Below are 25,645 nucleotides of genomic sequence, written 5' to 3'. Positions count from 1 at the left end.
CGTATCTTTCTTTTGTTCTAACAATATTACAAAATTGTACAACGATACCCAATGAATTTAAAGGAAAGATGTATTTTAGCACCAAACTCATTGCTTTTGTATTTTATCTACAACATATTAGTTTATATCGCTGGATTCTTCCTAAAGATAGTCGCACTATTTAACAAGAAACTTGGACTTTTTGTTCACGGTAGAAAGACTGTTTTCGATATTTTATCTAATCAAATTAAAAAAGAAGATACTGTCATTTGGTTTCATACCGCTTCTTTGGGCGAATATGAACAAGGTTTGCCTGTTTTAGAAGCATTGAAAAAAAAATACCCAACTCATAAATTTGTATTAACTTTCTTTTCGCCTTCAGGTTATGAAGTAAAAAAAGATAGCGGCGTTGCAGATGTGATTACATATTTGCCATTGGACACGAAAGCAAACGCAAAGAGGTTTCTCAAATTGATTCATCCTGAATTGGTGGTTTTTGTGAAGTATGAGTTTTGGCCGAATTATTTAGCTGAATTGAAAAAACAGCAGATTCACACGATTTCTATTTCTACTATTTTTAGACCTTCGCAAGCATTTTTTAAGTTTTATGGCGGTTGGATGCGAAAGTCGTTGCATGCATTTAACCATATTTTTGTGCAAGATGAAGCTTCTCAGAAATTATTAGAAAGCATACATTATACAAATACAACGATTAGTGGCGATACACGTTTTGACAGGGTTTTGGAGATTTTACAACGAGATAATTCTTTAGCTTTTATTGAAGATTTTAAAGGTGATAAAACCTGTGTTGTCATTGGAAGTAGTTGGCAAGAAGATGAAGCACTTTTTGTTCCTTTTATTAATGATTCTACTAAAGATTGCAAATATATTATTGCGCCACATACTATTAAATCGCAAGAAATTGAAAAGCTAAAAAGTAGTATTACAAAGAATACGGTGTTATTTTCTGAGTTGGATCAACATCAAGATTTGAGTCAGTTTGCTGTTTTTATTGTGGACACAATCGGGATTTTGACAAAAGTGTACAGTTATGCGGATATTGCATATGTTGGTGGCGGCATGGGAAACACTGGTTTACACAATACCTTAGAACCTGCTGTTTTTAGAATTCCTGTCGTGATTGGAAAAAATTATGTAGGTTTTAAAGAAGCTGAAGATTTAGTTGCACTTGGTGGTGTTTTGTCTGTAAAATCTCAAACAGAGTTTAATACTACGATGAATCGCTTGTTAGAAGATGCTAATTTTAAAACTTCTGTTGGTGTTATGAATCACAACTATGTTCATTCTCATGGAAATGCAAGTGAGATTATTATGGAATATCTCTCCAAAAGATAAAAAATTCTTAAAAAATTACCTTTCAACTGTTAAAATGATAATTTTACAGAATGTTAAAAAGATGTTAAAATATTCTTTGTGAATTTGTAAAAGAAGTCTTAACATTGTTATTACAATTTAACAATAAATAGATTAAGAGATGAAAAAAGTAATTTTGAGCACTGCATTGGTTATTGCCCTTGCATTTGGCGCAACTTCTTGTGAAGAAGTAAAAAAAGAAGCTGACAAAGCTGGAGAGAAAATGGAAGAGACTTCTAAAACGGTCGGAGAAGAAATTGATGAAGCTATAGACGCTACTGAGAAAGCAGTTGATGATGCAGTTGATGGTACTAAAGAAGTAGCTAAAGATGTGAAAGAAGGTGCTAAAAAAGTTGTTGACGATACTAAGAAAGCGGTTGAAGATTTAGATGATGATAACTAAATTTATTAAGAAGTAATTCTTTTGACATATAAAGTAAAAGCTTCTCCAATTGGAGAAGCTTTTTTTATGCTTATTGACAGTTTGTCCCGTTACCAGTTAAGCACCAAGAACCTGTTTGTCCTGTTTCAGTTTCTCCACAATCTCCAAAACAACTTTTCGATTCTTCTTGATGTGTCCAATTCGTTCCTCCAACAACTGTTTCTTTTGCTAAGTTTGATATTAAGTTTTTGTTCAATTTCAAATTTTTAAAATTCTGCTTTTTCATGATATGTATTTTTAAGTTAATAGTTTAAAAATACCATAATTATATAAATGTAAAGTACGGTAATACCATAAAATCAACAATTTAGCAAATAGCATATGTGTTTGTGTCTACTTCATTCGTTTTTACACAACCATTTATTACTCTAGTTCTGTCACAATTTAATACTGTTCTCAAGCATATATTGTTACCATTTGCATCTACAAATGTGCGAATACAAACTATTACTGAATTATTTCCTCCTAGACTTTGTGAAGCAGTAAGGCTAGAAATTAGTTTTCTGTTCAATTTCAAATTTTTTAAATGCTTTTTTTTCATGATTTAATGGTTTTGATTAGTTTTCAAAGTAAGAAATAATTTCTTCCGTTTAAATATTTTTAACATAATTAACACATAATCAATCAGTTGAAATCTTAAAAAAATACTCATAAAATAGTAAAGAAGTTTTCTGAAAATTTAATAAACAAAAAAAGCCAAGATTTTTCAATCTCAGCTTTCGCTTGTTGTGCGGGTGAAAGGACTCGAACCTTCACACCGTGAGGCACTAGATCCTAAGTCTAGCGTGTCTACCAATTTCACCACACCCGCAAATGTGGCTGCAAATATAAAGAACATTTTTAATATTCAAAGGAACTCACCACTATTTTTACTTCTTTTTTTAGTACTTTTGAGTATCTAGATAAATTTAATATATTTCATGAATACTATAAAATCTTATATCGAAACACATAAAAATCGTTTCATTGATGAACTCATCGAACTTTTAAAAATACCTTCAATAAGTGCTGATCCCGCATATACACAAGATGTCATTGATACTTCTGCCGTTATCAAAACGAGCTTGGAAAAAGCTGGTTGCGATCATGTAGAAATCTGTGAAACGCCAGGATATCCTATTGTTTATGGACATAAACATATTTCAGACGACTTACCAACCATTTTAGTCTACGGACATTATGACGTTCAACCGCCAGATCCTTTAGAACTTTGGGAAAGCGGTCCATTTGAGCCAATCATTAAAAAAACAAAAACGCATCCAGAAGGTGCAATCTACGCACGTGGTGCTTGTGATGATAAAGGACAAATGTACATGCACGTAAAAGCAATGGAATTGATGACGGAGACCAATCAATTGCCGTGCAATGTAAAATTTATGATTGAAGGCGAAGAAGAAGTTGGTTCGGAAAGTTTAGCTTGGTTTGTTGAACGCAATCAAGAAAAACTCGCCAATGATGTCATTTTAATCTCCGATACCGGAATGATTAGCAATACGCAACCTTCTATCACAACAGGTTTGCGCGGATTAAGTTATGTAGAAGTGGAAGTTACAGGGCCAAATCGTGACTTACACTCAGGATTATATGGTGGCGCTGTGGCGAATCCGATCAATATATTAGCAAAAATGATTGCTTCCATGCATGACGAAAACAATCACATTACGATTCCTGGTTTCTATGACAAAGTAGAAGACTTATCAAAAGAAGAACGTGCAGAAATGGCAAAAGCACCTTTCTCGCTAGAAGCATATAAAAATGCCTTAGACATTGACGCAGTTTACGGAGAAGCAGGTTACACAACCAACGAACGCAACTCAATTCGTCCAACGTTAGATGTTAACGGAATTTGGGGCGGATACACTGGCGAAGGCGCAAAAACCGTCATCGCAAGTAAAGCGTATGCGAAAATTTCGATGCGTTTAGTGCCAAATCAAGAATGGAAAGAAATCACAGAATTATTCAAAACACACTTTGAAAACATTGCGCCTAAAGGTGTCACAGTCAAAGTAACGCCACATCACGGCGGACAAGGTTATGTAACTCCAATTGACAATATTGGCTACCAAGCAGCTAATAAAGCGTACTCAGAAACTTTTGGCGTTCCTGCCATTCCACAACGTTCTGGCGGAAGCATTCCGATTGTTTCACTATTCGAAAAAGAACTCAAAAGTAAAACGATTTTAATGGGATTTGGACTTGATAGTGACGCAATTCACTCACCAAATGAACATTTCGGAATCTTCAATTATCTCAAAGGAATTGAAACTATTCCGCTATTCTACAAATACTTTACTGAACTTTCTAAGTCATAAAATAACAACTTTAAAATCCGCTTCGTGCGGATTTTTTCTTTTGTACTGAACTTGTTTCAGTATCTCATCACAATTAAATTTTACATTTGGGCGTTACCACAAAAGTTCATTTCGAGAAAACCTCAATGAACTTTTATGGTCAGGCTTTCCGCTGCAAGTCCTCACTATCGTTCCGGGCTTTTCACTACAATCCTTAACGTGGAAATTCCCATGAAAATGGTAAACTCCAACTATAACTTTCAAATTATTTTACCTCTACACTTGTAGAATACAAAATTTAGTTCTACATTTGTAGAGTAATATTACACCGATTCCTGTGAAATGAACAAAATATCATTTTGATGTCGACCGAAATGATACAACGTAAATTTTACAATCGAATCAAAAAACAATAATTAACAGATGAAATTATCAAAAACGGAAGAACAGTTAATGCAACATTTATGGAAACTTGAAAAAGCATTCATGAAAGATATTTTGGAACAATATGACGAACCAAAACCTGCAACAACTACGATTGCCACGTTATTGAAACGTATGAACGATAAAGGATATATTTCGTATGCAACGTTTGGAAAATCGAGAGAATACTTTCCATTGATTAAAAAAGCAGATTATTTTTCGAAACATCTCAATGGACTTATCAAAAATTTCTTTAACGATTCAGCTTCGCAATTTGCTTCTTTTTTCACGAAAGAAACCAATTTAACGGATGCCGAATTGCAAGAATTAAAAAAGGTTATCGATCAACAACTAAAAGATAATAACAAATGATTTCATATTTCATAAAATCAGGATTATGTTTGGCATTGGTACTTTTAGTATATAAAGTATTGCTTGAGCGCGAACGCATATATGTGTTTAATAGATACTATTTGCTTTTCGGATTGTGCTTTTCGCTTTTAGTTCCTTTTATTCCAATGGTGAGTTCGGTAACAATTCCAATGGTAGAAAATAATCCTGCATTACTTATTGAAAGTACACAAGGATTGTCAATAGAAGTTGCTTCCAATGAAGTTTCAAACCCAATTTCATGGTTCGTCTATTTAGTGGTTTTATATGGAATTGGCTGCTTATTTTTCTTTTCTCGATTCATCGCAAATATTCACAAGATTTTTCAAAAAATTGCCAAAAATACAAAGGCAATTTACAAAAAAGCTTCGTTGGTATTATTGAAAGAAAACGTATTGCCACATACATTTTTGCATTATATTTTTATTGAAAAAGAAGCATATGACACGGCAACTATTGCAAACGAATTGTACACACATGAACTCGCGCATGTTTCGCAAAAACATACGTTAGATATTATTTTGATTGAATTGATCCAGATTGTATGTTGGTTCAATCCGTTACTAATGTATTATAAAAAAGCAATTCAGCTGAACCACGAATTTTTAGCGGATGATGCTGTGATAAAATCAAACACAAAGATTCCAGCCTATCAACAATTATTACTCGATAACGCAAGTTGGAATCATGACGTATACTTGGCCAGTAATTTAAATTTTTCTGTAACTAAAAAAAGATTAGAAATGATGACAAAACACACATCGCGTGTTCGTGCTTGGCTTGTTGCCTCGCTCACGATTCCAGTATTTATTGGCGCGCTGTTTCTATTTAGCACAAAAGTAGTTGCGCATGAAGCGACTGCAGAATTGATAGAAACTACAAAAACACAAACGACTATTCCACAAAATCAAAACGATCCAAAAGCTGATTATTATAAAAATGCGACATTGATTTTTGAAGATGAACACGGAACTAAAGTCACAAAAACGTACGCAGAACTTACTGCGAAAGATAAAACAAAATTAATTCCTCCACCAAAAACACCTGTAGCAAAACGCCCGACAACGCAACTTTTAAACGATTGGAAAAACAAAACAGCGTTTGCTATTTGGTTAGATGGAAAGGTGATTGACAATAGTAAAATTTCAAACTATGACATTGTGCATTACACAGGAAGTTTTGTATACAAAAATGCTCGAAGTATACGTTTTCCTCAAGAAAATCAAATATTATTATATACCGAATCTGGTTTTGAAGTATTGAAAAAAAATATAGCAAGCCCATTGCCTGAAGGTGCCGTTTTACATTTCAAAGAAAATTCACATAAAACAAAACTTAATAATAAGAAAGTAAATATTGTCAAAAACATTGATAGAAAAGATATTGTAGTTAACATTACTAAAGATGGAAGCTTCATCGTAAACTATACACTTAAAAGTACTTTTGCAGAACTTGATAAAAATATTAAAACAGAACTTAGTCATATTTTACACAAAAAAGCCCGGAATTCACTTATCATTTATCATGAAGATCGTAAAGAATTTATAGCAAAAGTAACTGCAATTTTAAAAGCAAATAAGATTTATAATATTGAAACGATCAACATTACTGATGTTCCGCCACCGCCACCGCCTGGACATGCACCCAAACTTTCTTCTAAAGAAAAGCGAAATGTTGAGCACATGCAGGAAAACATGAAAGGTCAGAAAGTAGAAACCATGGAGATTAATGGTAAAAAACATTATTATGTTGTGAAAAATGGCGTAAAATTCATCTATAATGAAAAAAGTCAATTAGTAGATGAAAACGGAAAACCAATTCCGCCTCCGCCACCTCCGCCGCCAAAACCAAAACATAAAAAGAAAGATAAAATTTAAAATCGTTTCAACTAATTTATAAAAGAGTCTCAATTATGAGACTCTTTTTTTTGTAACATTTTTGCACATTTTGCGTTCTTATAATGAACTCGTTTAAACTTTTTGGATTTTTCAGCAAATTGAAAAAATTTAAACGAGTTCAACATCATCAATCAATCAAAAAATCAAATTATGTTAAAACAATTTTTTCTCGTCTGTTCAGGCGTTGACCTCAACCTTATACGCGATTGTAGCGATGGCGAACAAACTAAATACGCCGGAATTGGCGCAACCGTCTTTTTTACTGCGCTTATGGCTTTTATTGCAAGTGCGTACGCTTTGTATACCGTTTTTGATAATCCGTTTGCAGCCGTTGGCTTTGGACTTATTTGGGGATTGTTAATTTTTAATTTGGATCGTTTTATTGTTTCTACGCTTCGAAAACGAAAAAATAAGTTTGATGAGTTTTTACAAGCAACTCCACGAATTATTTTAGCCGTTATTATTGCGATTGTTATTTCGAAACCATTGGAATTGAAAATCTTTGAAAAAGAGATCAATCAAGTGTTGTTGGAACAGAAAAATGAATTGACACTTTCAAATAAAACTCAAATTGCACAACAATTTACACCTGAAATCGAGCAAATCTCACAAGAAATTACACGGTTAAAAAACGATGTAACTGCAAAAGAACAAGAAGTGAATGGTTTGTACGAAACGTATATCGCGGAAGCGGAAGGACGAAAAGGCACAGAATTGATCGGAAAAGGTCCAGTATATCAGGAAAAGCGTGATAAACATGATGCTGCTTTGCAAGAGTTACAAGCATTTCGTGCTGAAAATAGTGAAAAAGTAGCCGCAAAAGAACTCGCAATTACTGATTTGATTACGAAACAGAAAGAACAAGAAGCTACCACACAACCAATTATTGACGGTTTTGATGGTTTGATGGCGCGCGTAAATGCACTTGGCGAGTTGGCTTGGCTTCCATCATTTTTTATATTTTTATTGTTTTTAGCAATAGAAACTTCTCCAATTTTTGCCAAATTATTTACCTCAAAAGGCGAATATGATTTTAAGTTTCAAGATGCAGAAGATGCTGTAAAAACTTGGGTTACGCAAAAAGTTCATCAACGTAAAACGCTGTTACAAACAGATCAGTCATTGAACAATAAAGTATATGCTGATATTGCCGAAGAAGAAGAATTATACACCTACAAACGCAAAAAAGCCCGTGAATTAATGCAATTACAGGCTGATGCTTTTTTTAATTTACAGAAAAAACAATTTTAAGTAGTTGTACTTTTTAGATGTTTAATCATTTGTTGTTGTGCTTTTGCTTGTGCAGTTTGAAGACTTGTGGCAAATTCACTTTCAGCGATTGCTCGATATAGTACTGCGCCGTTTTTATAAACGATCCACCAGTACTTACTGTCTTTCATATATTCCGCTTTTAAATGGTAGCCATCTTCCGTAATGACTTCCTTGTACTTTTTATTTCCTTTCCATCTCATAGGTTCGTAGGTTAAATTTGGAAACAAAAAGATAAGAAATTTATTATAAATAAATTACGGTTTTACCATCAAATACTATAAGCGTAAGACGAATAGTAATGAAAGTTTCGACGAACGTTCTAAACTTATAAAAGATTTAAGCGTTGCATTAGTTCTTTTCGGTTTGCTCTACTTACAGGAATGACGTCTTGCTTTATTAAAACACTATTGTCTTCAATATCAACAATTTTAGTCGTGTTAATTATGTATGAACGATGCACTTTTAAGAATAAGTTACTCGGTAGTTTTTCTTCAATTTTTTTCAGTGTAGAATGTACAATGTAGTTTTTGTCTTCTGCCTTTATTTTTATGTAATCACCTTTTGCTTCTATTAGGTAAATATCTGGAATGTTGATTTTTACCAAACGACGATCAATATTTACATATAGATTGTTTCCTGCTATTGACGTTTCTTCAGGAATTGCAGGCGCAGCATCTTCAATCGTTGTTGTTGCAGCTGTCGTATTTCGATCGTTTATACGCGCAACAGCTTTGGCAAAACGTTCTGGTGTTATTGGTTTTACTAAGTAATCAATGACACAATCATATTCAAACGCATCTAACGCAAAGTTTTTATCAGAAGTTGTGAGAATGATTTGTGGCGGGTTTTTTAAGGTTTGAATGAAATCAAATCCTGAGAATGTTGGCATGTGTATATCTAAAAAGATAAGATCAACTCCATTCGTGTTTAGATATTTTATAGCGTCAATCGCGTTATCAAATTCTTCTGCAATTGTGAGCATTTCAATCTTTTTACACAACTGTTTTGTGATTGCTCTTGCAGTGGCTTCATCATCTACAATTATACATTTCATAAGTAGGTAGTCTTATATAGTAATTAAAAATTCTTCCATGTTTTGCAAAATGCTGAGAAATGCCTCATAATGTTGGGGATTGTCATTTTTCAGTTCTTCTTCAAAGGAAATTGAAAACTCATAACTTTTTTCAAGCCCCAAAATACTAATTTTATGTTTAATTTTATGCACGAGCTCTGCTGAATTTTGATAGTTTTTTGCATGAACACTTTTTATAAACGCTTCTTTTTCTTTTGGAAGTTCTTTTTTTAGGATTGAAATTAATTTTGCTTCAAACTCCGTGTCGCCATCGGCAAGTTCTTTTATGTAGGATAAATTTGGACTTTCTAGCTGCATTTTATTTTTTAAGTTTAAAGAAGAATGTTGTTCCTTTTCCTTCTTCAGATTCTAAATAAATATCTCCTTTGTAAAGCTCAATAATTTTTTTCACAATAGATAATCCAATTCCTGTAGATTTTCCTTTTGTATCTAAGGTTTGAAATATTTTGAAAATTTTATCATGATACGCTTTAGCAATTCCGATTCCATTGTCAGAAACAGAAAACTTCCAATAGTATTTCAACTCTTTGAACTTCACTTCTATTTTTCCGTCTTCCTTATCTACGTAATCAATTGCATTACTAATTAAGTTTTGAAACAATTGTTTGATACGTGTTTTATCGGCTTTAATTATTGGTAAATCTTCTGGAAAGATAAATTGAATGTGCTCCGGAATGTATAAAATTGTTTGTATTTCTTCTAAAATTTCCTTGACTTTAACTTTTTGTACGATTAATACACTTTTATCATTCACACTAGAATACCGCAAAATCCCGTCAATCAGCGCGTCCATTTGCTCTAATTTGTTGTTTAATTTCTCGAAAGTTTCATTAGCACCTTCATCTAAAACTTCTTCATAATCTTCTTGAAACCAAGATACTAACGCATTTATACTTCGCAAAGGCGATTTTAAATCGTGCGAAACAATATGTGCGAAATCACGAAGTTCTTTGTTACTTCGTTTTAAGTTTTCTAACAATTCTTCGTTTTGACTTTCCGCTTCTATTCTACGTTCTAGGTTTACAGCATTTGTCAATTGAATTGACACTAAGTCTGCAACATTTTTTAGAAGTCGCAAGTGTTCTTTGGTGAAGAAGTTTTTGACTGAGTTTTCAGAATCTATAATCCCGACAACTTCACCATTGACAATGATAGGAACTGTAATTTCAGAAGAGCGTCTTTTATCGTCAACTACATAACGTTTATCTTTGGTTGTGTCGTTTATCAATTCGGCTTTTCCTGTTTGCGCTACATGACCGACAAGTCCTTTGCCAAACGGAATGTAAATTTTGTTTATGATTTCTTTATTCTTGTCTACTTGTGCGCCGTAACCTGCAATTTGCTCTAAGAGTTTTGTTTTTTTGTTGACTAAATACACGACGCAATCTTCAAATTCTAAATCGTGTGCTGTTACGTTTGCTATTTCCCAAGCAATATCGTGAATGGTCAGTTTTCCAATAAACGAACGTGTTAAACTGTTTAATGTATTTAACATCAAACGCCTTTTGTATTTTTCTGTTACATCTTCAATGAGCGCCAATTGATATTTTATTTTTCCTTGCGCGTCACGAACTCCTGTTACATTTGTTTTGGATAAAAAAGAAGTTCCGTCTTTACGCTTGTATTTTTTTTTAGTGCTGTATTGATTTATTTCTCCATTGTGCATTTGGTCATACAACAGTCGTAATTCTCCAATTGATTCATCAAAAGATAGTTTTTCATAAGGAAATCCTACTAATTCTTCTTCTGAATATTGCACTAGTTTTTGGAAAGCTTTATTCGTTTTAATGATTTTTCGATCTTGCGCTAACACAATTCCTAATGTAGAATTATCTACAATAGTTGCCAATTGTTCACGTTGTTCTTCATAGTCAGCGGCATTTTCTTTGGCTTCCGTAATATCTCTTACAACACCTTGCGCTGCAATAATTTCACCTTCTTCATTATAGATTAAGCTTGAGTTGATTTGAACCCATTTTACCTGTTTATCTTTGGTATAAACTCTTGCTTCGTAGTTTGGAAAAGAGCCATTTTCTATGAGTTTTGCAAAAGAATTCATTGCATATTCGAAGTCTTCTCTGTAAATGATATTGACAACATTAAACTCTTCTTCTTTAATGTCATAGCCAAATAGTTTCACGGCAGCATCATTCATTTTGATCACATTTCCCATTGTGTCCATGACAATAAATGAGTCGAGTAAATTCTCAAAAAAAACATCGTATTCCGTAATTTTGGCTTGTAGTGCTTCGCGTACTTCTAACAATTCGCTTGTGCGATGTAAGAGTATTTCTTCCGCTTGTTCGCGTGCTTTTTTTTCGTTCTGAAGAGCTAGTTTGAGGGATTGAATTGTATCTTTCATTGAACGCTAATCTAAATGCTTGGGGTTTTGCGCTTGAATATACTAAATTCCGTATACTTTTTTTAGTTCTTTAAAGAAATTAACTGAAAACCTATATTTCTGCGAGGTAGAAGAAATATAAAAAAGGAAGAATTTTAGTAGTGTATTGTAATTAGAAGTTGATGACTTCATTTACCATCCAATAGTCTACAACACATTGTATTTTAGCTATGTAATCTTCGTATCGTAATGGTTTTATGATGTAACCTGCAATTCCAAGTTTATAACTTTCCAACATGTCTTGGTGATTGTTAGATGTGGTTACAATAATTGCTGGAATATAACGCAAGTGGATATCATCTTTAAGTTCTTTTAAAAACTCAAGTCCGTTCATTTTAGGCATGTTCAAATCTAACAGAATGACATTAGGCAAATCTTCTTTTTTTCTCAAGATTTCTAGTGCTTCCTCTCCATTCTTAGCTTCAAGTATTCGGTGCGTAAATCCTAGTTTTTTTAAGGATTTTTTGAACTTTAATACTTCAATCTCGTCATCTTCGATAAATAAAAACGAAAGATTTTCCATTTATTAGTTTTAGTGTACTATTCAGCAATTGATTCGTAAATTTCCTGTTTATCTTTTAGAAAGTGAGCATCTTTCGATTAAACGAAAATTAATAAGGGTTGAATAACCTTTTAATATAGACTAATGGTTTTGTTAATTTTTTGTTTTATTGATTGTTTCCGCTTTTATTGCGGTAATTCGCTGGTAATGTGCTGACAAATCAGTAGGATTGTACACACGTTTTGCGCTTGGCGGATATTTTTCTAGCAGTTTTTCAGGGCGAATTGGTCGCTTGGTAAAATCTCCTCCACAATTTGGGCATACATTTTTTAAAATTCCAGTTACACAGCTTTCGCAATACGTACATTCAAATGTGCAAATCATTGCTTCCTGCGAATCAGAAAGTAAATCTTTGTTGCAATGTTCGCAGTTTGGTCGAATTTCTAACATATAGCGATTGTATTTACTGGTAATTTTCTAATGCTGCTTTTTGTTTTTTGGTCATTCCTTGGATGACTAAATAATAGGAATCATCTATAAGTTCTTGAATGAATTTTGTTGAAAGTTCTCCTTGATAAAGTTCCACAGTATTCCAATGTGTTTTACTCATATGAAATCCTGGTTTGATACTTTCATATGCTTCACGAAGTTCTTCTGCTTTTTCTGGATCGCATTTTAGATTGATTGAAGCTGTTCCTGCTTCCCAACCTTTTAGAGAAGTTAGCGCATACATTTTACCTAAAACTTTGAAAACCAATACGTCTTGATCAAAAGGAAATTCCTCTGTAACTGCTGGTTTGGAAATGCAATATTCTCTTAGCAATTCAATATTCATACACTCAATTTGAAAGCAAGATATAAAAATCCTACGAATTCATCCATGTATTTTAAAATTGAAACACCAAGAACTAGGCGTTTACATCTGAGTTGTTGTGCGAAGTTTTACTATTATTTTTTTCTTTAATATCTGTTTTTTGAGTAGGCGCGATATCCAGGCTTATAAGAACATCATTCAGATAATAAACTACTTTATCAATTAGTGACATCGTATTTGTTATTTCGATTGCGGCAAATATACGGCAAGAATGTTTAGAAACTGAGGAAGTTTTCTTTAAATGAATATAAATTATCGATGAAATACATAGTGATAAATCAACTTCTATATATTTTTAATTTTGAGCCGCTTTTAGCTTTAAAAATAAATGCAAGCTTCTAGTATGTAGTATTTTAAGAACAACTATTGATTGTTTAGTTCTTCTTCAAATATGATATATCTTCTTCTGGAAGTGTTATTTCAGAGTAATCCAATTCCCAACCGATAGTTTCTACAATTTTTTCAATAATCAAAATTGCGTCTAAGGCTTCTTTTTTAGCAGATTCTAGCAAACCACTTTGCGGAACTTTATCAATAATGTGTTGTTTTGCTTCTTTGTTTAGTTTTGTAAGATCTTCAGCGCTAAATTTATTCAACAAACCATCTTTTTTATCATAATATGTAAAATCTGTCTCAACGGTTAAAATTTCTGGTTGTGGAAAATGAATAATTCGCACTTGTTTTTTGTCCTTGTCTGATTCCAAACGTAATTTTTTCAAATCATATCCAACACTTGCTTTTGCTTTAATTACAATAAGCGCGCGTTTTTTACTAAAAAGCATACGTAGAAAGTGTGCTGATTTATCTTCGTAATGATAAATTTCACTGAAATCGCCTTCAACAGTTGTTAGCCTACAAACACTCTTAATTTTATCAATTAATACCTGTGATTGATGTATTGTACGCTTTTCCGATTGTCTTTTACCGATGAAATCATATAAAAAATAAGAGACAATTCCTCCAATTAATACTGCTAAAACTATATCCATATATTAGACATTTACAATAACTATTCCTCAATTATTGTGAATGTAAATTTAAACTAATTTTAGTTAGCTACAATTATTGGGGGAATTTCAGATGTAAACTACTACATATGAGCTTATGAAATGCCTAATATTCGATTTCGTTCTTCAAAAGTCTCCTTAACGTCTTCTTGCGTACGAATAAACAACGCTATAATAGCATTTTCTATGTCTTCGTTCTCATTCAAACCATTAAACACATTTCGAATCATTGACGAACCATAAGGTTTGTTGTTTCTACTCGTTATTTTCTTTTCCTTTAAGATTTTTAAAACGCCTTCTGTATAATGATATCCCAAAACTTCTTTGAGTTTTCTACGTTGTTCTTTGCGTATCATATGTATTCCTAAGTTTTAATATTTAATAATCTCTATAATAATGTCGATTTTACACCACATTATATAGAGCTGACGGTATAATATTACAAACTATTTTCTATGTAAGAAAACTTTATATAGAAAAATTTCAAAATATGATGAAAATAATCGACAGAATAATCTTCTTAAGCATGCGAAAAAAAATCAGCATTCACAAACTTTATATATCAATATACGCTGCAAACAGCTACACAGACGAGCGATTTAAGATTCTCACTTTTGTAAATAGTGCTGTTTTATAGTTAATAATCGGTAACTAATTTGATTTAAATAAACTTTAGTTAATTTCGAGAGAAGTCGATATGATTTGAAAATTTAGACGATTCATTTCCTAATTATAGAAATATTTAGAGAAAATAAAATTGAACACATTCCACAAAAGCAATTTAAAAAAAGCTGCAAAAAATTAAAAAGCTTTCCAACATTAACTCAAATTAGTCAAAAAATTGAAAGGTGATTAAGTACATTTTCAACACAACAAAGCCTCTATTTTATATGTATAATTCCTTAAGATTCAAACATTATATTGAGAATCAATGGTATACAATTCCTGTCTTTTCCGAAAAAACGCTATACATATAGTAAAAATGTGTATATTTACAAATTAACACATTTGTGCTGATTTACTGTCAATTTGAGTGGCGATTTATTAACTTTAAAAACTATTTTCTATGAAATTTTATTTTTCATAGTCTTATTTCGAAATAAAATGAAAATAATCGATAGAATAATCATCTTTATCAATCATAAAAACATGAGCATGCGAGCGTTTGACATCTCAATAAAAGTGGGCAATGGCTACACGAGCAAACAATCAAAATCAGGCGCTTCTGTCGGAAGTGATGTTTTAGAGCGGATAATCGATACATACCCTGAACTAAATCCACTTTGGTTGGTTACAGGAAAAGATACTATGATTATTGATTTCAACAATTCTAATGAGCCACTTCCCGATTACGGAAAAACTATTGATGAAATTCTAGAGAACAAAATAAAGCGTATTGTTCAAGATCAACTCAAAGATTTTAGCAATAAGCTAGAAAACTTTCCAACACTTGACCAAATTAGTAAAGAAATTCAGAAAAATTTAAAAGGTAAATAACACTATTATATCTTAAAAATCTTCCGTTAAAAAGCTTACAATACTGCAACTACAGCATAAAATTATAAGACTTTTGTGTAGATTCTATTGATTTATGTATATTTACTAATTGTTACATTTGTGCTGATTTACTGTCAGTTTGTATAACCTAAAGCACATATTAAAACCTATTTTCTATAAAATAAGGTTTTTTATGGCTTAATTTCTCAATATATGAAAATAATAGAACGGATCGTTATATTTATCAAACATAAAAACTTGAGTATGCGTGCATTTGACATTTCAATTGGCGTAGGTAACGGTTACACTAGTAAGCAAGCCAAATCAAGTGCTTCTGTAGGTAGTGACGTTTTAGAAAAAATATTTGATCAATATCTTGATTTAAGCCCGCTTTGGTTGGTTACTGGGCAAGGAAAAATGATTATTGATCCTGAAAAGAAAACTGACGAGCCACTTCCAGATTATGGAGAAACAATTGACGAAATTATAGAAAATAAAATCAAGCGTATTGTAGAACAACAATTTAAAGAATTTAGCAAAAAGCTGGAAAATTTCCCTACGCTGGACCAAATTAGTAAAGAGATTCAAAAAAATCTGAAAGGCAACTAATTATTAATTACTTTTCTATTTTATATAAAATTGGCTTACTCGGTGAAGCATCATTTTCAAAAGGTGCAATTTGTATATTTACATAATACGCGCCGTCTTTTATACTATTTGCAACAAAAATAAACTCCGTAATTGTCGCGTTCATACGCATATCGCCACCTGTATTCCAAAACGCATTGTGCGCTAACAATTTACCATCATCTTTTTCTTTATCCACACTTGGAAGATCAATTAATAAGTGTTTAATTCCCTTTTCTCTAAGATATATTGCGCCATCTTCTTCTATGTACGGCGGATTTGTATTCGAATACTGTTTATTTTTCTTGTCTCTAAAATTTGGCAATGTACGAATCACAATCGCTTCTCGTTTCTTGTTTCCGATTACGTTTTGCAACTGTTTTCTAGAAATTATATAATCTCCACCTTTTTTTTCAGGAACAACCGTAATGAGCTCTGCATGAAAGAAAAATTGCTTTAATTGTTGATTTACAGAAAATACTTCTTCCGTAATATGTCCAACACATTCTGTATGTGTTCCGTGCGAATGCGGATTAAATGAAATATTATTAAAATTAACGTCGCCGCCTTCTTTTACACTTCCAACCCAATTTTCCGTGCGAACAGGCGAAATTTCTGGAGCATCCAAATACCACGCATTTACGTTTTCTTTAGAAGCGCGTAAAGGAATGGAAATATCCAATGGTTTTGATAAATCTATTTGGTGTTTTGTCGTTTTACGTTGAATAGTACAAATCATAAGCACAAAAATACTAAATGATTTTTCATATCTTGAAGCAAAAACATGAAAAAGAATCCTTTTCAAAAAAAATTTTTTTGCTTTCTTCTTATTTTACTATTGCTTTCTTTTCTGCTTTCAGGTTGGTTATTGCAAGAAAATGGACCTTGGGATTTCTTTGTGTTTGTTTTTATCGGATTACCGTTAAATATAATTTTACTAATTGCTACCTTATATGCTGGAAGAATTAAATCCTAAAAAAATCTGAAGCAATTCCGTCACACAAAAACTTTCCTTTTTGTGTTGTTTTGATAAATATTGCTTCTTGTGAAATTGTTTTTTCTTGTAAATGCGTTTTTGCAATATGTAAGGTGTGATCTACGTAACTTCCTCCAAATTCTTGTTGAATATATACCAAAGAAATTCCCCAAATGGTACGCAAACCTGTCATTACATATTCGTTATATTGATCGTCTAAAGAGAGATTTTCTGTTGTAGAAGGCAAGTTGTTTTCTTTAATACTTTTTATGTACAACGGATTGTTTGAAACATTCCAACTTCTCATTGTTTTCTGAAACGAATGCGCGCCAGGACCAATTCCTATATACGTTGCGCCTTTCCAATACGAGGTATTATGTTTGGAAAAATAGTTAGGTTTTCCAAAATTGGAAATTTCGTAATGTATAAATCCCTGTTTTTCAGTTTCTTCCACCAAAATGGTGAAATGCGCAAGTGCTTCTTCTTCTGAAACATTTGGATATTTTCCTTGTCGGATGAATTTTTCCAACGCCGTTTTCGGTTCAACCGTTAATGCATAACTTGAAATATGATTGATTCCAAAACTGAACGCAGTCTCCAAATTCGTTTTCCACTGTTCAATTGTCATATTCGGCACACCGTACATCAAATCGATAGTAATATTATCAAAATAATGAGTTGCCAATTCCAAACACTTTTTAGCTTCTTCAGCAACATGCGCACGATTCATTGCTTGTAAATGTTCCTCAAAAAACGATTGAATTCCAATACTCAATCGATTAATCGGAGAAGCCGCCAATTCTTTAATTTTTATTTCGGTTAAATCGTCAGGATTTGCTTCTAAGGTAATTTCTGGATTGTGTGAAACTTTATAGTTTTCATATACAGTTTTCAAAATCGCTTGTATTTCTTCTAGCGATAACATACTTGGTGTTCCGCCGCCAAAATAAATGGTTTCAATCGTAGTTTCTGACAATTCTGATTTTCGTAAAAATAATTCTTTTTGAATCGCAGAAATCATTTCATCTTTCTTCGATAAAGACGTAGAAAAGTGAAAATCACAATAATGACATGCTTGTTTACAAAATGGGATATGTATATAAATTCCAGCGATACGTTCTATATTTAACTACTAATTATCGTGCAAAAACCGCTACGAGTCGAATAATTGCAACAATAAAGATAATAATACCCAATATGGTTTTCCAAACTGGTGTTGAACTTCCTTGTGCATCTTCATAACTATGCGTTTCATCTTGAACTGCTGCACGTTCTGCTAATCTTCGCTCTTCTTTGACATCTTTTACAAAATCTGGACAGGTAAACTGAAATGTTGGTTTCTCATTGGTCAATCCGCAAATAATTCCTTGAGAAGAGGAAAAAGATTTATTAACACATTTCTTGCAAAATTCAATTTGGTGACTCATAAAATATTGATTGTTTTAATTTTATGCCGAAAATATAGAAATCATTTGAAAAGTCCATCACATTTTACTTTTTTACTCTTTTTTCATTTTGCTTAACAAAACTTGACCAGCCAGAATAGTTTTTACCAATTTCTATGCGTCCTGCATTGTAAAAGTGACAAACTGCTGCAGCCAAACCATCGGTAGAATCCAAATTTTTTGGTAATGTTTTCAAGCCTAATAAACTTTGTAACATTTTGGCAACTTGCTCTTTGCTAGCATTTCCGTTTCCGGTAATTGCCATTTTTATTTTCTTGGGAGAATATTCAGTAATAGGAATTTCACGCGATAAACCTGCTGCCATTGCAACACCTTGCGCGCGCCCAAGTTTTAACATCGATTGTACGTTTTTACCAAAAAAAGGAGCTTCAATCGCAATTTCGTCAGGATTGAACGTATCAATCAATTCAATCGTACGTTCAAAAATTAATTTTAATTTCAAATAATGATCGCTGTATTTTTGCAATTGCAATTCATTCAGTTGCAAAAACTTCATTTCTTTGCCTACAACTTTTATCAAGCCAAAACCCATAATCGTAGTTCCTGGATCAATTCCTAGTATAATTTTCTCTGTTTTCGGCGGCTTTTTGTCTTGCTTCATCTAATTCAAACTATATCTCTATTGCGAAAATCATTTCCATGATAGATTTGTTTTGCGAAATGCGTTACTTTGTAGCATGCAGATTTCGGTATCTCACAAAACTAAGCAATTCTTTGCTTTGGTAATAAAACTAGCCATAATTATTGGTGCAGCTTATTTTATTTATGATAAGTTAGCACACAATTCGCAGCTAAATTTTGATGTGTTTTCAGCACAATTAAAAGCTTCTGGAGTTTTTAAAATTTCAACGATTTCTATATTATTATTGGCTACTTTTTTAAATTGGTTTGTAGAAATTATCAAATGGAAAACGTTGGTTCAGCACATAAAATACATCTCACTTTGGGAAAGTACAGCGCATAGTTTAGGTGGATTAACAGCTTCATTATTTACACCAAACAGAATTGGCGAATATGGCGCAAAAGCATTGTATTTTCCGAAATCGGAACGTAAAAAAGTGTTGGGTTTAAATTTTCTTGGAAACATAGCGCAATTAGTAGCAACTGCTTTTTTTGGCATGATTGGATTTTCTTTTTTTGTATATCAATTTGGAGTAGAATTACCTTGGCATAAAATATTGCGCATGTTTGTAATCATAACACTTATTGGTGGTATTTTTATACTAGGAATCAAACAAAAACGTTTTCAAATCAAAGGATTTTCTTGGAATAGTTTGAAAAGTTTCACAAAGAAAATCTCCAATAAAATTCATTTAAAAAACATAAGTTTTTCATTCATTCGCTATATAATTTTTGCACATCAATTTTACTTTTTACTGCTACTTTTCGGTTTAAATACTTCATATTTAACTGCAATGAGCGCAATTACAGCAATGTATTTAATTACTTCATTAATTCCGATGTTGTTCATTTTTGATGTAATTGTAAAAGGAAGTGTTGCCGTTTGGCTTTTTGGATATCTTGATTTTCCCGAATTAAGCATTCTTTCCATAGTTTCATTGATGTGGATTTTCAATTTTGTGCTTCCGAGTATTGTTGGTAGTTATTTTGTATTGAATTTTAATCCTTCTTTTACAGAAGAAAAATCAATGGCATCATGATGATAGGAATTATTTTCTTAATAGCAATTGTTTATATCTTGCTGATACTGAGTTTGATATTTGGTTTTTGGATAGAAACTACTCTCAAAAACAAACATCTTGAAGCAAAAACAAATTTTTCTGTAATTATTCCCTTTCGGGATGAAACTCTACGTTTACCGATGTTGTTAGCTTCTATAAAAGAATTGCAATATCCGAGCGCGAATGTGTCTTTTTGGTTTGTAGATGATGCTTCTGAAGATGATTCGTGCCAAATCATAGAAACATTTTGCAAAGAAAATTCATCTGTAAACATAAAAATTTTAGAAAATAAGCGTGTTTCAAATTCGCCAAAAAAAGATGCAATTCTAACAGCAATTACACAAATAAAAAGTGATTGGATTGTTACTACCGACGCAGATTGCATACTTCCAACACATTGGTTACAACTTTACAATCAAGAAATTATTTTGAAACAACACAAAATGATTGCTGCGCCAGTTACGTACAAAGAAGATGCTTCATTTTTTAATTATTTTCAATTACTCGATTTTTTGAGCTTGCAAGGAACAACAATTGGAAGTTTTGGTCTACAATTACCTTTTATGTGTAATGGCGCCAATTTAGCATATCAAAAAAGTGCTTTTTTGGAAGTTCAAGGATTCACAGGAAATGATACAATTGCAAGTGGCGATGATGTATTTCTGTTAGAAAAATTTGTACAAAAATGGCCAAAAAAAGTGTGCTATCTAAAATCAAAAAAAGCGTTGGTAACTACATTTTCTGTTGCTACTTTTCGCGATTTAGTTTCGCAACGCGTACGTTGGGCTTCAAAAAGTGCGAATTATAATTTACCTACTGGAAAACTAATTGGCATTAGTGTAATTTTAATGAATTTAGCGTGTTGCATGTTTCCATTTTTACTTTTATTTACAACTATTTCATGGCAACTTATGCTACTTTTATTTTATTTAAAAATTATTGTAGATGGAATATTATTATTTCAAACTATTCAATTTACAGAACAAAAATTTAGATTTTTATACTTTATTTTAAGTGCAATTTTATATCCTTTTTTCACGATTTTTATCCTCTTTCAATCTTTATTTAAAAACTACACCTGGAAGAATAGAAAGTTTAAAATGTAATTAGAAAAGGTGTTTTATTTCTTAAAATGAGCGTTTTACACTGTTTTTTCAAAAAAACCAGCTATTTTTAAAGTATAATCCAACTTACTTTAGCCCCAAATAATTTCGGAGTGTTCTTTTAAATTTCAAATAATACCTTTGAGAGATGAAATACAAGAAATGGAGTTTACAAGAAAAGTTAGAAATACTATCCTGTTCTGAGGAACTTGGTATTGTTGAGACTTGTCGTAAATATAGTGTTAGTACTGGCACTTTTTATAGTTGGAAGAAGAAACATGATACCCAAGGAGAAGCTGGCTTAAAAGTTACTTATGATACTCGTAGTAAGGAATTAAAGCATGCAGAAGAAGAAAATAGAATACTCCGTAAGCTATTGAGTAATAAAGAAATTGAATTAGAAATTCAACGAGAACTCTTAAAAAAAAAGTTTGGGACATCCGATCCAAGAAAGATTTAGTTGATGCTATTTTGAGTAAGCACAAGATTAGCAAAACTAAGGTAATTAATATGGTTGGTATTGTTCATAGCAGTTACTATCGTAAACCAAGTTTTGGAAAAAAAGGTAATAAACCAAGTAAATTTACCTATCATAATAACAATGGATTTGTCACTCAAGATATTGTGGTTGAATCTGTAAAGAAAATACTAAGTCATCCATTTATAGATTGTGGTTACAGGTTAATGACTTGCTATTTGAATCGGGATGGCTATACAATAAACCATAAAAAACTATATAGAATACTAAAACAAGCAAATCTATTGAAATTAAAAAATCGTATTAATAGGAGTGGTTCTGGACGTAAGTTTGTTAAATTCAGGAAAGTAAAAACCGTAAAACCCTTTGACTGCCTAGAGATGGACATAAAGATAGTTTGGATACCAAGTGCTGGTAAAAACGCTTATTTACTTTCTATAATAGATGTTCATACGCGAAGAATATTAATAGATCTATTTGCTTTTTCAATTAAACAAGCGCAAGTGATAGCGTTATTGTCTGAATTGTTTTTAAATTATCAATATCCAAATAATGTTGTTATTAGAAGTGATAACGGGAGTCAGTTTATTGCAAAAAATGTAAGAGAGTATTTAGAACTTATAGGTGTAAGTCAAGAATTTACGCATATAGCAACACCAGAAGAGAACGCTCATATAGAAGCTTATCATGGCATTTTGAAAAAAGAAGTTTTTCAGAGATTTGAATATAGAACCTTTGGAGAGATAGAAAAAATCCTTAAACAATATGTGCTGTTTTATAATAATGAAAGGCTACATGGATTACTAGGAAAAATAACCCCAATTGAAAAATGGAATCAAGATAAACACCTAATTTTAATGAAAAAATTAACCGCATAATTTAACTAACGAAATTTAAAAGAATACTCTTGTTTTACAGGGGTCAAAACACAACTAAACTACCAAATGTTTATACAAACTTCTTGGAATATTTTTCAGAAAATAGGATTTCGCTTTTGCGTTATTTACACACTTTTATTTGCGCTTCCATTTCCATTAATTGCATTTACTTTTTTAGATGGATTTACAGATAAAATTGATGACATATTGTGGTCAAAAATAGTACCTTATATTGGAGAAACTGTATTCAATGTTACAATTGATAGTTCGGCAGCATTTTCGGGAAGTGGAGATACAACATACGATTATGTTCAAGTGTTTTGCTATTTTTTGGTTGCTCTTTTGGGAACACTAATTTGGAGTATTCTTGATCGCAAACGACCACATTACTGGAAATTATTGCGCATTTTGGTTGTTTACATTACGTATTACCTCATCTTTTTTATGTTGGTATACGGATTTATGAAAGTGTATAAATTGCAATTTCCAGATCCAAGATTGACACGATTAATTCAACCTTACGGAGATTCTTCTCCAATGGGAATTGCTTGGACATTCATGGGCGCGTCCAAATTTTATACATTTTTTGCGGGCTTGAGTGAAGTTCTCGGAGGTTTGTTATTAATTTCACGCCGCACACGCACATTTGGTGCTTTTGTTTGTGTTGGTGTGATGCTGAATGTGTTTGTAATGAATATGAGTTATGATATTCCTGTAAAATTATTTTCGTTTCACTTACTATTGTTTTCGCTATTTATTTTCTTGCAAGATTGGAAACGCGTTTTTGCCGTATTTTTTACAACAGCTACAACGATTCCGAGAAGTTTTCCACATTATTTTAAAAAGCGTAAATTGAATATTGGTTTACTAGTTATAAAAATATGTTTTATCAGTTTTTTGCTGTATTCAAACTTTTCGCGTGCTATTGGATTGGAAAACACAAGAGGTTCTAGCGCGCCAAAACCAGCAATGTATGGAATTTATGATCTCAAGCAAATTGTAAAAAATAATGATACAATTCCGTTAATAATTACTGATAAAACTTTGTGGAAAAGAATCGTGATTCAACGTGAAAGACATCTTTCAATTTTTACAATGGAAGATGAACAACTTCGATTTAGCTCGCAACTAGATACTGTATATAAAACACTTTCTATAGATAGAAATGAAGATTCATATAAATTTAAGTATGTATTAAAAGACAGTATACTTTCACTGAAAGGCACACATAATGGAGATTCTATTTTTATGGAAGCAAAACAATTTGATTTAAAGAAATTCAGATTAATTAATAGAGGTTTTCATTGGATTAATGAATCGCCATATAATCGTTAAAAACATTAAGTATCATAATACAAACGTGAATCAAACGTGAATTTTTGAACTTTAGCAACGCTAATTTTGTGGAAATCTATGTGTAATGGATTGATTATATAATTGTATTCGTCTTTTACAATTGCGGAAGGAACTTTTAAAACAGCAGATTTGTTTTCTTCAACGAATTTGGTAAATATTTCTTGGGTTCTACTATTGTATGGAAATGTGTTCCAGTCTTTAGGTAATTTTGTGAATTCATAAATAAAAACCTCATCTGGAATTTCAATATGAACTAAAATACGATCACTTGGTAAATCTTCTGTGATATCTAAGTGCATGACAACTTCTAAATACGCTAATGAAATGTGTTGTGAAGTATAAATAGCGCGTGTGCCGATTTCGTTCCAACGACCGCCAATTTTTTCTGCGCCAACTCCTGAAAGTAAATTATTTCTACGCTTTGCTCTGTCTATTCTGTATATAATCATTAAGCAAAAATTCCGTAATCAATACGTCTAATTTCGTCTATCACTAATTTAACGCCGTAACTTGTATCAAGTAGCGAAAAAGGTGTTTGACTGCCTAAAACTTTACTCTTTTTATTGAGCCATCGTGTGAATTTTTTTTCATCACCAAAAACTTCAAATCCTTTTGAGTATACTTCTGCAATTTCGAATAAACGTTCGCTTACTTCTTTGTCATAACTTGACTTTTTGGATAATGTAGAATAGGAAGCAGGAACAATTTCTGATATTTTAGTCAGTGTCAACGCAACGCGCAGACTGAATTTTTTGAGTTGTGAACGTGTGACACCATTTCGTGTAGCATGAATGATTTTCAGTTTATTTTGTGGCGAATCGTTTCGGTTGTCAATATAGCTTGTTAATGTTAAAGCTTCCATATTTTAGCATTTTTACCTAATGTGTTGCGTAAATTTACGGATATTTTACGAGGTTTAAACCAAAAAGAGTATTTTTTTATTAATTTAACGAAATTCAACAGGTGAGTTTGTGAGTTTGTGAGTTTGTGAGTTTGTGAGTTTGTGAGTTTGTGAGTTTGTGAGTTTGTGAGTTTGTGAGTTTGTGAGTTTGTGAGTTTGTGAGTTTAAAATAATTTTTTTGAAGATACAACAGACAAATCAACGAAAAACAAATCAACGAAAAACAAATCAACAAAAAACAGAGAAACAGAGAAAATCATTCAACATTCAAAATAATCGGCAACACAAACTTTGTCGCTACGGGAATTCCGCGTTTGTTAGCAGGAGAAGCTTTTGGTAAATTGTTGATGCTTTCGCGAATTAAACTGTCTAAACTTGGTAGTTGCTTGGTTGTAAATGCTGCTTTTCGAATGTTAGAAATCTTAATACTTCCCAAAGAATCTATATGTAATTCTACCTGAATCGTATCGCGAATGGCTTTAGAAACCATTAAATTGTTTTGCGATAAACGTTCGTAAATTTGATCCGTTAAGGCTTTAAAAAAACAGTTTTTTTGTGCTTCTTTTTCTAAATGATCGCAACTTGCAAATGAGGGAAATTCATCAACCGTATCTAAATCAATACTCTGTTTTTCTTGCGCTACAATAGTTTCTTCTGTTACAACAGAACCATTTATAAATTCACAAGAAACACATAGAAAAAGTATTATACAATATGTCCACAGTCGTTTCATTA

31 protein-coding genes and 1 tRNA gene are annotated in these 25,645 nt (G+C 32.1%); 13 read left to right on the top strand and 19 right to left on the bottom strand.

The annotated features are described in order from the left end of the window. Positions 1 to 96: 96 nt before the first annotated feature. On the top strand, positions 97 to 1,335 hold the full coding sequence (locus IMCC3317_RS17865) for a 3-deoxy-D-manno-octulosonic acid transferase (RefSeq protein ID WP_170293883.1): 1,239 nt from the start codon (positions 97 to 99) through the stop codon (positions 1,333 to 1,335). 139 nt (positions 1,336 to 1,474) lie between these two features. Next, entirely contained in the window at positions 1,475 to 1,756 is a 282-nt protein-coding gene (locus tag IMCC3317_RS17860) for a hypothetical protein (protein WP_160130841.1), read from the top strand. Positions 1,757 to 1,826: 70 nt separating this feature from the next. On the opposite strand, the gene IMCC3317_RS17855 is transcribed toward IMCC3317_RS17860, so the two are convergent. From IMCC3317_RS17855 to IMCC3317_RS17845, 3 genes are all read right to left on the bottom strand, one after another. After that, on the bottom strand, positions 1,827 to 2,021 hold the full coding sequence (locus IMCC3317_RS17855; RefSeq protein ID WP_160130840.1) for a hypothetical protein: 195 nt from the start codon (positions 2,019 to 2,021) through the stop codon (positions 1,827 to 1,829). Positions 2,022 to 2,102: 81 nt separating this feature from the next. Further along, the gene (locus tag IMCC3317_RS17850; RefSeq protein ID WP_160130839.1) at positions 2,103 to 2,336 is read right to left on the bottom strand and encodes a hypothetical protein; all 234 of its coding nucleotides are present in this window, start codon (positions 2,334 to 2,336) and stop codon (positions 2,103 to 2,105) included. Between the two features lie 188 nt (positions 2,337 to 2,524). Then, positions 2,525 to 2,606: transfer RNA gene (locus tag IMCC3317_RS17845), tRNA-Leu, on the bottom strand. Positions 2,607 to 2,715: 109 nt separating this feature from the next. Between IMCC3317_RS17845 and IMCC3317_RS17840 the strand changes: the two genes are divergently transcribed. From IMCC3317_RS17840 to IMCC3317_RS17825, 4 genes are all read left to right on the top strand, one after another. Next, on the top strand, positions 2,716 to 4,107 hold the full coding sequence (locus IMCC3317_RS17840; RefSeq protein ID WP_160130838.1) for a dipeptidase: 1,392 nt from the start codon (positions 2,716 to 2,718) through the stop codon (positions 4,105 to 4,107). Positions 4,108 to 4,509: 402 nt separating this feature from the next. Then, a complete protein-coding gene (locus IMCC3317_RS17835) occupies positions 4,510 to 4,881 on the top strand; it encodes a BlaI/MecI/CopY family transcriptional regulator (protein ID WP_160130837.1) in 372 nt (123 codons plus the stop codon). After that, the gene (locus IMCC3317_RS17830; RefSeq protein WP_160130836.1) at positions 4,878 to 6,776 is read left to right on the top strand and encodes a M56 family metallopeptidase; all 1,899 of its coding nucleotides are present in this window, start codon (positions 4,878 to 4,880) and stop codon (positions 6,774 to 6,776) included. Before IMCC3317_RS17835 ends, IMCC3317_RS17830 begins: the two co-directional genes overlap by 4 nt. A gap of 171 nt (positions 6,777 to 6,947) precedes the next feature. Further along, complete coding sequence (locus IMCC3317_RS17825; RefSeq protein ID WP_160130835.1) at positions 6,948 to 8,048, top strand: DUF4407 domain-containing protein; 1,101 nt, start codon at positions 6,948 to 6,950, stop codon at positions 8,046 to 8,048. Here IMCC3317_RS17825 and IMCC3317_RS17820 read toward each other — a convergent pair. The 9 genes from IMCC3317_RS17820 to IMCC3317_RS17780 form a co-directional block, all read right to left on the bottom strand. Continuing rightward, the gene (locus tag IMCC3317_RS17820; RefSeq protein WP_160130834.1) at positions 8,045 to 8,269 is read right to left on the bottom strand and encodes a hypothetical protein; all 225 of its coding nucleotides are present in this window, start codon (positions 8,267 to 8,269) and stop codon (positions 8,045 to 8,047) included. The two genes, IMCC3317_RS17825 and IMCC3317_RS17820, sit on opposite strands and share 4 nt — an antisense overlap. A gap of 125 nt (positions 8,270 to 8,394) precedes the next feature. Next, a complete protein-coding gene (locus IMCC3317_RS17815) occupies positions 8,395 to 9,123 on the bottom strand; it encodes a LytR/AlgR family response regulator transcription factor (RefSeq protein ID WP_160130833.1) in 729 nt (242 codons plus the stop codon). Positions 9,124 to 9,135: 12 nt separating this feature from the next. Continuing rightward, entirely contained in the window at positions 9,136 to 9,459 is a 324-nt protein-coding gene (locus IMCC3317_RS17810) for an Hpt domain-containing protein (protein ID WP_160130832.1), read from the bottom strand. A 1-nt stretch (position 9,460) separates the two neighbouring features. Continuing rightward, entirely contained in the window at positions 9,461 to 11,524 is a 2,064-nt protein-coding gene (locus IMCC3317_RS17805; protein WP_160130831.1) for a PAS domain S-box protein, read from the bottom strand. Between the two features lie 151 nt (positions 11,525 to 11,675). Continuing rightward, positions 11,676 to 12,086 (bottom strand): response regulator, encoded by a 411-nt coding sequence (locus IMCC3317_RS17800; protein ID WP_160130830.1) that lies wholly within the window; start codon positions 12,084 to 12,086, stop codon positions 11,676 to 11,678. 132 nt (positions 12,087 to 12,218) lie between these two features. Next, the gene (locus tag IMCC3317_RS17795) at positions 12,219 to 12,515 is read right to left on the bottom strand and encodes a DUF1272 domain-containing protein (protein WP_160130829.1); all 297 of its coding nucleotides are present in this window, start codon (positions 12,513 to 12,515) and stop codon (positions 12,219 to 12,221) included. Between the two features lie 13 nt (positions 12,516 to 12,528). After that, a complete protein-coding gene (locus IMCC3317_RS17790; RefSeq protein ID WP_160130828.1) occupies positions 12,529 to 12,900 on the bottom strand; it encodes an MmcQ/YjbR family DNA-binding protein in 372 nt (123 codons plus the stop codon). Positions 12,901 to 13,313: 413 nt separating this feature from the next. Then, positions 13,314 to 13,928 (bottom strand): DUF4230 domain-containing protein, encoded by a 615-nt coding sequence (locus IMCC3317_RS17785; RefSeq protein WP_160130827.1) that lies wholly within the window; start codon positions 13,926 to 13,928, stop codon positions 13,314 to 13,316. Positions 13,929 to 14,041: 113 nt separating this feature from the next. Continuing rightward, the gene (locus IMCC3317_RS17780; protein ID WP_160130826.1) at positions 14,042 to 14,302 is read right to left on the bottom strand and encodes a hypothetical protein; all 261 of its coding nucleotides are present in this window, start codon (positions 14,300 to 14,302) and stop codon (positions 14,042 to 14,044) included. 748 nt (positions 14,303 to 15,050) lie between these two features. On the opposite strand from IMCC3317_RS17780, the gene IMCC3317_RS17775 reads away from it, so the two are divergent. Next, entirely contained in the window at positions 15,051 to 15,443 is a 393-nt protein-coding gene (locus IMCC3317_RS17775) for a hypothetical protein (protein WP_228054840.1), read from the top strand. Positions 15,444 to 15,656: 213 nt separating this feature from the next. Continuing rightward, entirely contained in the window at positions 15,657 to 16,052 is a 396-nt protein-coding gene (locus IMCC3317_RS17770; RefSeq protein ID WP_228054839.1) for a hypothetical protein, read from the top strand. 7 nt (positions 16,053 to 16,059) lie between these two features. On the opposite strand, the gene IMCC3317_RS17765 is transcribed toward IMCC3317_RS17770, so the two are convergent. From IMCC3317_RS17765 to ruvC, 4 genes are all read right to left on the bottom strand, one after another. Continuing rightward, positions 16,060 to 16,809 carry a cyclase family protein gene (locus IMCC3317_RS17765; RefSeq protein WP_160131955.1) on the bottom strand — a complete coding sequence of 250 codons (750 nt, stop codon included), beginning with the start codon at positions 16,807 to 16,809 and terminating at the stop codon, positions 16,060 to 16,062. A gap of 226 nt (positions 16,810 to 17,035) precedes the next feature. After that, a complete protein-coding gene (gene hemW, locus IMCC3317_RS17760) occupies positions 17,036 to 18,160 on the bottom strand; it encodes a radical SAM family heme chaperone HemW (protein WP_160131954.1) in 1,125 nt (374 codons plus the stop codon). Between the two features lie 22 nt (positions 18,161 to 18,182). Next, entirely contained in the window at positions 18,183 to 18,473 is a 291-nt protein-coding gene (locus IMCC3317_RS17755) for a hypothetical protein (protein ID WP_160130825.1), read from the bottom strand. 64 nt (positions 18,474 to 18,537) lie between these two features. Next, a complete protein-coding gene (gene ruvC / locus IMCC3317_RS17750) occupies positions 18,538 to 19,113 on the bottom strand; it encodes a crossover junction endodeoxyribonuclease RuvC (RefSeq protein ID WP_160130824.1) in 576 nt (191 codons plus the stop codon). 118 nt (positions 19,114 to 19,231) lie between these two features. Here ruvC and IMCC3317_RS17745 point away from each other — a divergent pair, with 118 nt between their 5' ends. The 5 genes from IMCC3317_RS17745 (at position 19,232) to IMCC3317_RS17725 (ending at position 23,988) form a co-directional block, all read left to right on the top strand. Then, positions 19,232 to 20,173, top strand: a complete 942-nt coding sequence (locus IMCC3317_RS17745) for a lysylphosphatidylglycerol synthase domain-containing protein (protein ID WP_228054838.1) — start codon at positions 19,232 to 19,234, stop codon at positions 20,171 to 20,173. Further along, on the top strand, positions 20,170 to 21,300 hold the full coding sequence (locus IMCC3317_RS17740) for a glycosyltransferase family 2 protein (protein ID WP_160130822.1): 1,131 nt from the start codon (positions 20,170 to 20,172) through the stop codon (positions 21,298 to 21,300). The genes IMCC3317_RS17745 and IMCC3317_RS17740 overlap by 4 nt, the downstream gene beginning before the upstream one ends. Positions 21,301 to 21,445: 145 nt before the next feature. Further along, the gene (locus tag IMCC3317_RS17735; protein ID WP_160127525.1) at positions 21,446 to 21,757 is read left to right on the top strand and encodes a transposase; all 312 of its coding nucleotides are present in this window, start codon (positions 21,446 to 21,448) and stop codon (positions 21,755 to 21,757) included. 11 nt (positions 21,758 to 21,768) lie between these two features. After that, on the top strand, positions 21,769 to 22,653 hold the full coding sequence (locus IMCC3317_RS17730; RefSeq protein WP_262887060.1) for an IS3 family transposase: 885 nt from the start codon (positions 21,769 to 21,771) through the stop codon (positions 22,651 to 22,653). Positions 22,654 to 22,719: 66 nt separating this feature from the next. After that, positions 22,720 to 23,988, top strand: a complete 1,269-nt coding sequence (locus IMCC3317_RS17725) for a hypothetical protein (protein WP_160130821.1) — start codon at positions 22,720 to 22,722, stop codon at positions 23,986 to 23,988. Positions 23,989 to 23,993: 5 nt separating this feature from the next. Here IMCC3317_RS17725 and IMCC3317_RS17720 read toward each other — a convergent pair whose 3' ends face one another. The 3 genes from IMCC3317_RS17720 to IMCC3317_RS17710 form a co-directional block, all read right to left on the bottom strand. After that, a complete protein-coding gene (locus tag IMCC3317_RS17720) occupies positions 23,994 to 24,458 on the bottom strand; it encodes an RES family NAD+ phosphorylase (protein WP_160130820.1) in 465 nt (154 codons plus the stop codon). Continuing rightward, positions 24,458 to 24,871, bottom strand: coding sequence for a type II RES/Xre toxin-antitoxin system antitoxin (gene parS / locus IMCC3317_RS17715; protein ID WP_160130819.1), 414 nt, complete (start codon positions 24,869 to 24,871; stop codon positions 24,458 to 24,460). Before parS ends, IMCC3317_RS17720 begins: the two co-directional genes overlap by 1 nt. A 295-nt stretch (positions 24,872 to 25,166) precedes the next feature. Next, positions 25,167 to 25,643: a hypothetical protein gene (locus IMCC3317_RS17710; RefSeq protein WP_160130818.1), complete on the bottom strand. Its 477-nt coding sequence runs from the start codon at positions 25,641 to 25,643 to the stop codon at positions 25,167 to 25,169. Positions 25,644 to 25,645: the final 2 nt, after the last annotated feature.

The sequence above is a fragment of the Kordia antarctica genome (assembly GCF_009901525.1).
GTDB lineage: Bacteria > Bacteroidota > Bacteroidia > Flavobacteriales > Flavobacteriaceae > Kordia > Kordia antarctica.
Note: the sequence above shows the minus strand (reverse complement) of the source record. Positions and strands in the feature narration are given on the sequence as shown.

Bases quoted from the DNA above. Each gene is read 5' to 3' on its own strand.
- IMCC3317_RS17860 (WP_160130841.1), top strand. From the start codon at position 1,475: ATGAAAAAAGTAATTTTGAGCACTGCATTGGTTATTGCCCTTGCATTT.
- IMCC3317_RS17855 (WP_160130840.1), bottom strand. From the start codon at position 2,021: ATGAAAAAGCAGAATTTTAAAAATTTGAAATTGAACAAAAACTTAATA.
- IMCC3317_RS17850 (WP_160130839.1), bottom strand. From the start codon at position 2,336: ATGAAAAAAAAGCATTTAAAAAATTTGAAATTGAACAGAAAACTAATT.
- IMCC3317_RS17840 (WP_160130838.1), top strand. From the start codon at position 2,716: ATGAATACTATAAAATCTTATATCGAAACACATAAAAATCGTTTCATT.
- IMCC3317_RS17835 (WP_160130837.1), top strand. From the start codon at position 4,510: ATGAAATTATCAAAAACGGAAGAACAGTTAATGCAACATTTATGGAAA.
- IMCC3317_RS17830 (WP_160130836.1), top strand. From the start codon at position 4,878: ATGATTTCATATTTCATAAAATCAGGATTATGTTTGGCATTGGTACTT.
- IMCC3317_RS17825 (WP_160130835.1), top strand. From the start codon at position 6,948: ATGTTAAAACAATTTTTTCTCGTCTGTTCAGGCGTTGACCTCAACCTT.
- IMCC3317_RS17820 (WP_160130834.1), bottom strand. From the start codon at position 8,269: ATGAGATGGAAAGGAAATAAAAAGTACAAGGAAGTCATTACGGAAGAT.
- IMCC3317_RS17815 (WP_160130833.1), bottom strand. From the start codon at position 9,123: ATGAAATGTATAATTGTAGATGATGAAGCCACTGCAAGAGCAATCACA.
- IMCC3317_RS17810 (WP_160130832.1), bottom strand. From the start codon at position 9,459: ATGCAGCTAGAAAGTCCAAATTTATCCTACATAAAAGAACTTGCCGAT.
- IMCC3317_RS17805 (WP_160130831.1), bottom strand. From the start codon at position 11,524: ATGAAAGATACAATTCAATCCCTCAAACTAGCTCTTCAGAACGAAAAA.
- IMCC3317_RS17800 (WP_160130830.1), bottom strand. From the start codon at position 12,086: ATGGAAAATCTTTCGTTTTTATTTATCGAAGATGACGAGATTGAAGTA.
- IMCC3317_RS17795 (WP_160130829.1), bottom strand. From the start codon at position 12,515: ATGTTAGAAATTCGACCAAACTGCGAACATTGCAACAAAGATTTACTT.
- IMCC3317_RS17790 (WP_160130828.1), bottom strand. From the start codon at position 12,900: ATGAATATTGAATTGCTAAGAGAATATTGCATTTCCAAACCAGCAGTT.
- IMCC3317_RS17785 (WP_160130827.1), bottom strand. From the start codon at position 13,928: ATGGATATAGTTTTAGCAGTATTAATTGGAGGAATTGTCTCTTATTTT.
- IMCC3317_RS17780 (WP_160130826.1), bottom strand. From the start codon at position 14,302: ATGATACGCAAAGAACAACGTAGAAAACTCAAAGAAGTTTTGGGATAT.
- IMCC3317_RS17775 (WP_228054840.1), top strand. From the start codon at position 15,051: ATGAAAATAATCGATAGAATAATCATCTTTATCAATCATAAAAACATG.
- IMCC3317_RS17770 (WP_228054839.1), top strand. From the start codon at position 15,657: ATGAAAATAATAGAACGGATCGTTATATTTATCAAACATAAAAACTTG.
- IMCC3317_RS17765 (WP_160131955.1), bottom strand. From the start codon at position 16,809: ATGATTTGTACTATTCAACGTAAAACGACAAAACACCAAATAGATTTA.
- IMCC3317_RS17755 (WP_160130825.1), bottom strand. From the start codon at position 18,473: ATGAGTCACCAAATTGAATTTTGCAAGAAATGTGTTAATAAATCTTTT.
- ruvC (WP_160130824.1), bottom strand. From the start codon at position 19,113: ATGAAGCAAGACAAAAAGCCGCCGAAAACAGAGAAAATTATACTAGGA.
- IMCC3317_RS17740 (WP_160130822.1), top strand. From the start codon at position 20,170: ATGATGATAGGAATTATTTTCTTAATAGCAATTGTTTATATCTTGCTG.
- IMCC3317_RS17735 (WP_160127525.1), top strand. From the start codon at position 21,446: ATGAAATACAAGAAATGGAGTTTACAAGAAAAGTTAGAAATACTATCC.
- IMCC3317_RS17725 (WP_160130821.1), top strand. From the start codon at position 22,720: ATGTTTATACAAACTTCTTGGAATATTTTTCAGAAAATAGGATTTCGC.
- IMCC3317_RS17720 (WP_160130820.1), bottom strand. From the start codon at position 24,458: ATGATTATATACAGAATAGACAGAGCAAAGCGTAGAAATAATTTACTT.
- parS (WP_160130819.1), bottom strand. From the start codon at position 24,871: ATGGAAGCTTTAACATTAACAAGCTATATTGACAACCGAAACGATTCG.
- IMCC3317_RS17710 (WP_160130818.1), bottom strand. From the start codon at position 25,643: ATGAAACGACTGTGGACATATTGTATAATACTTTTTCTATGTGTTTCT.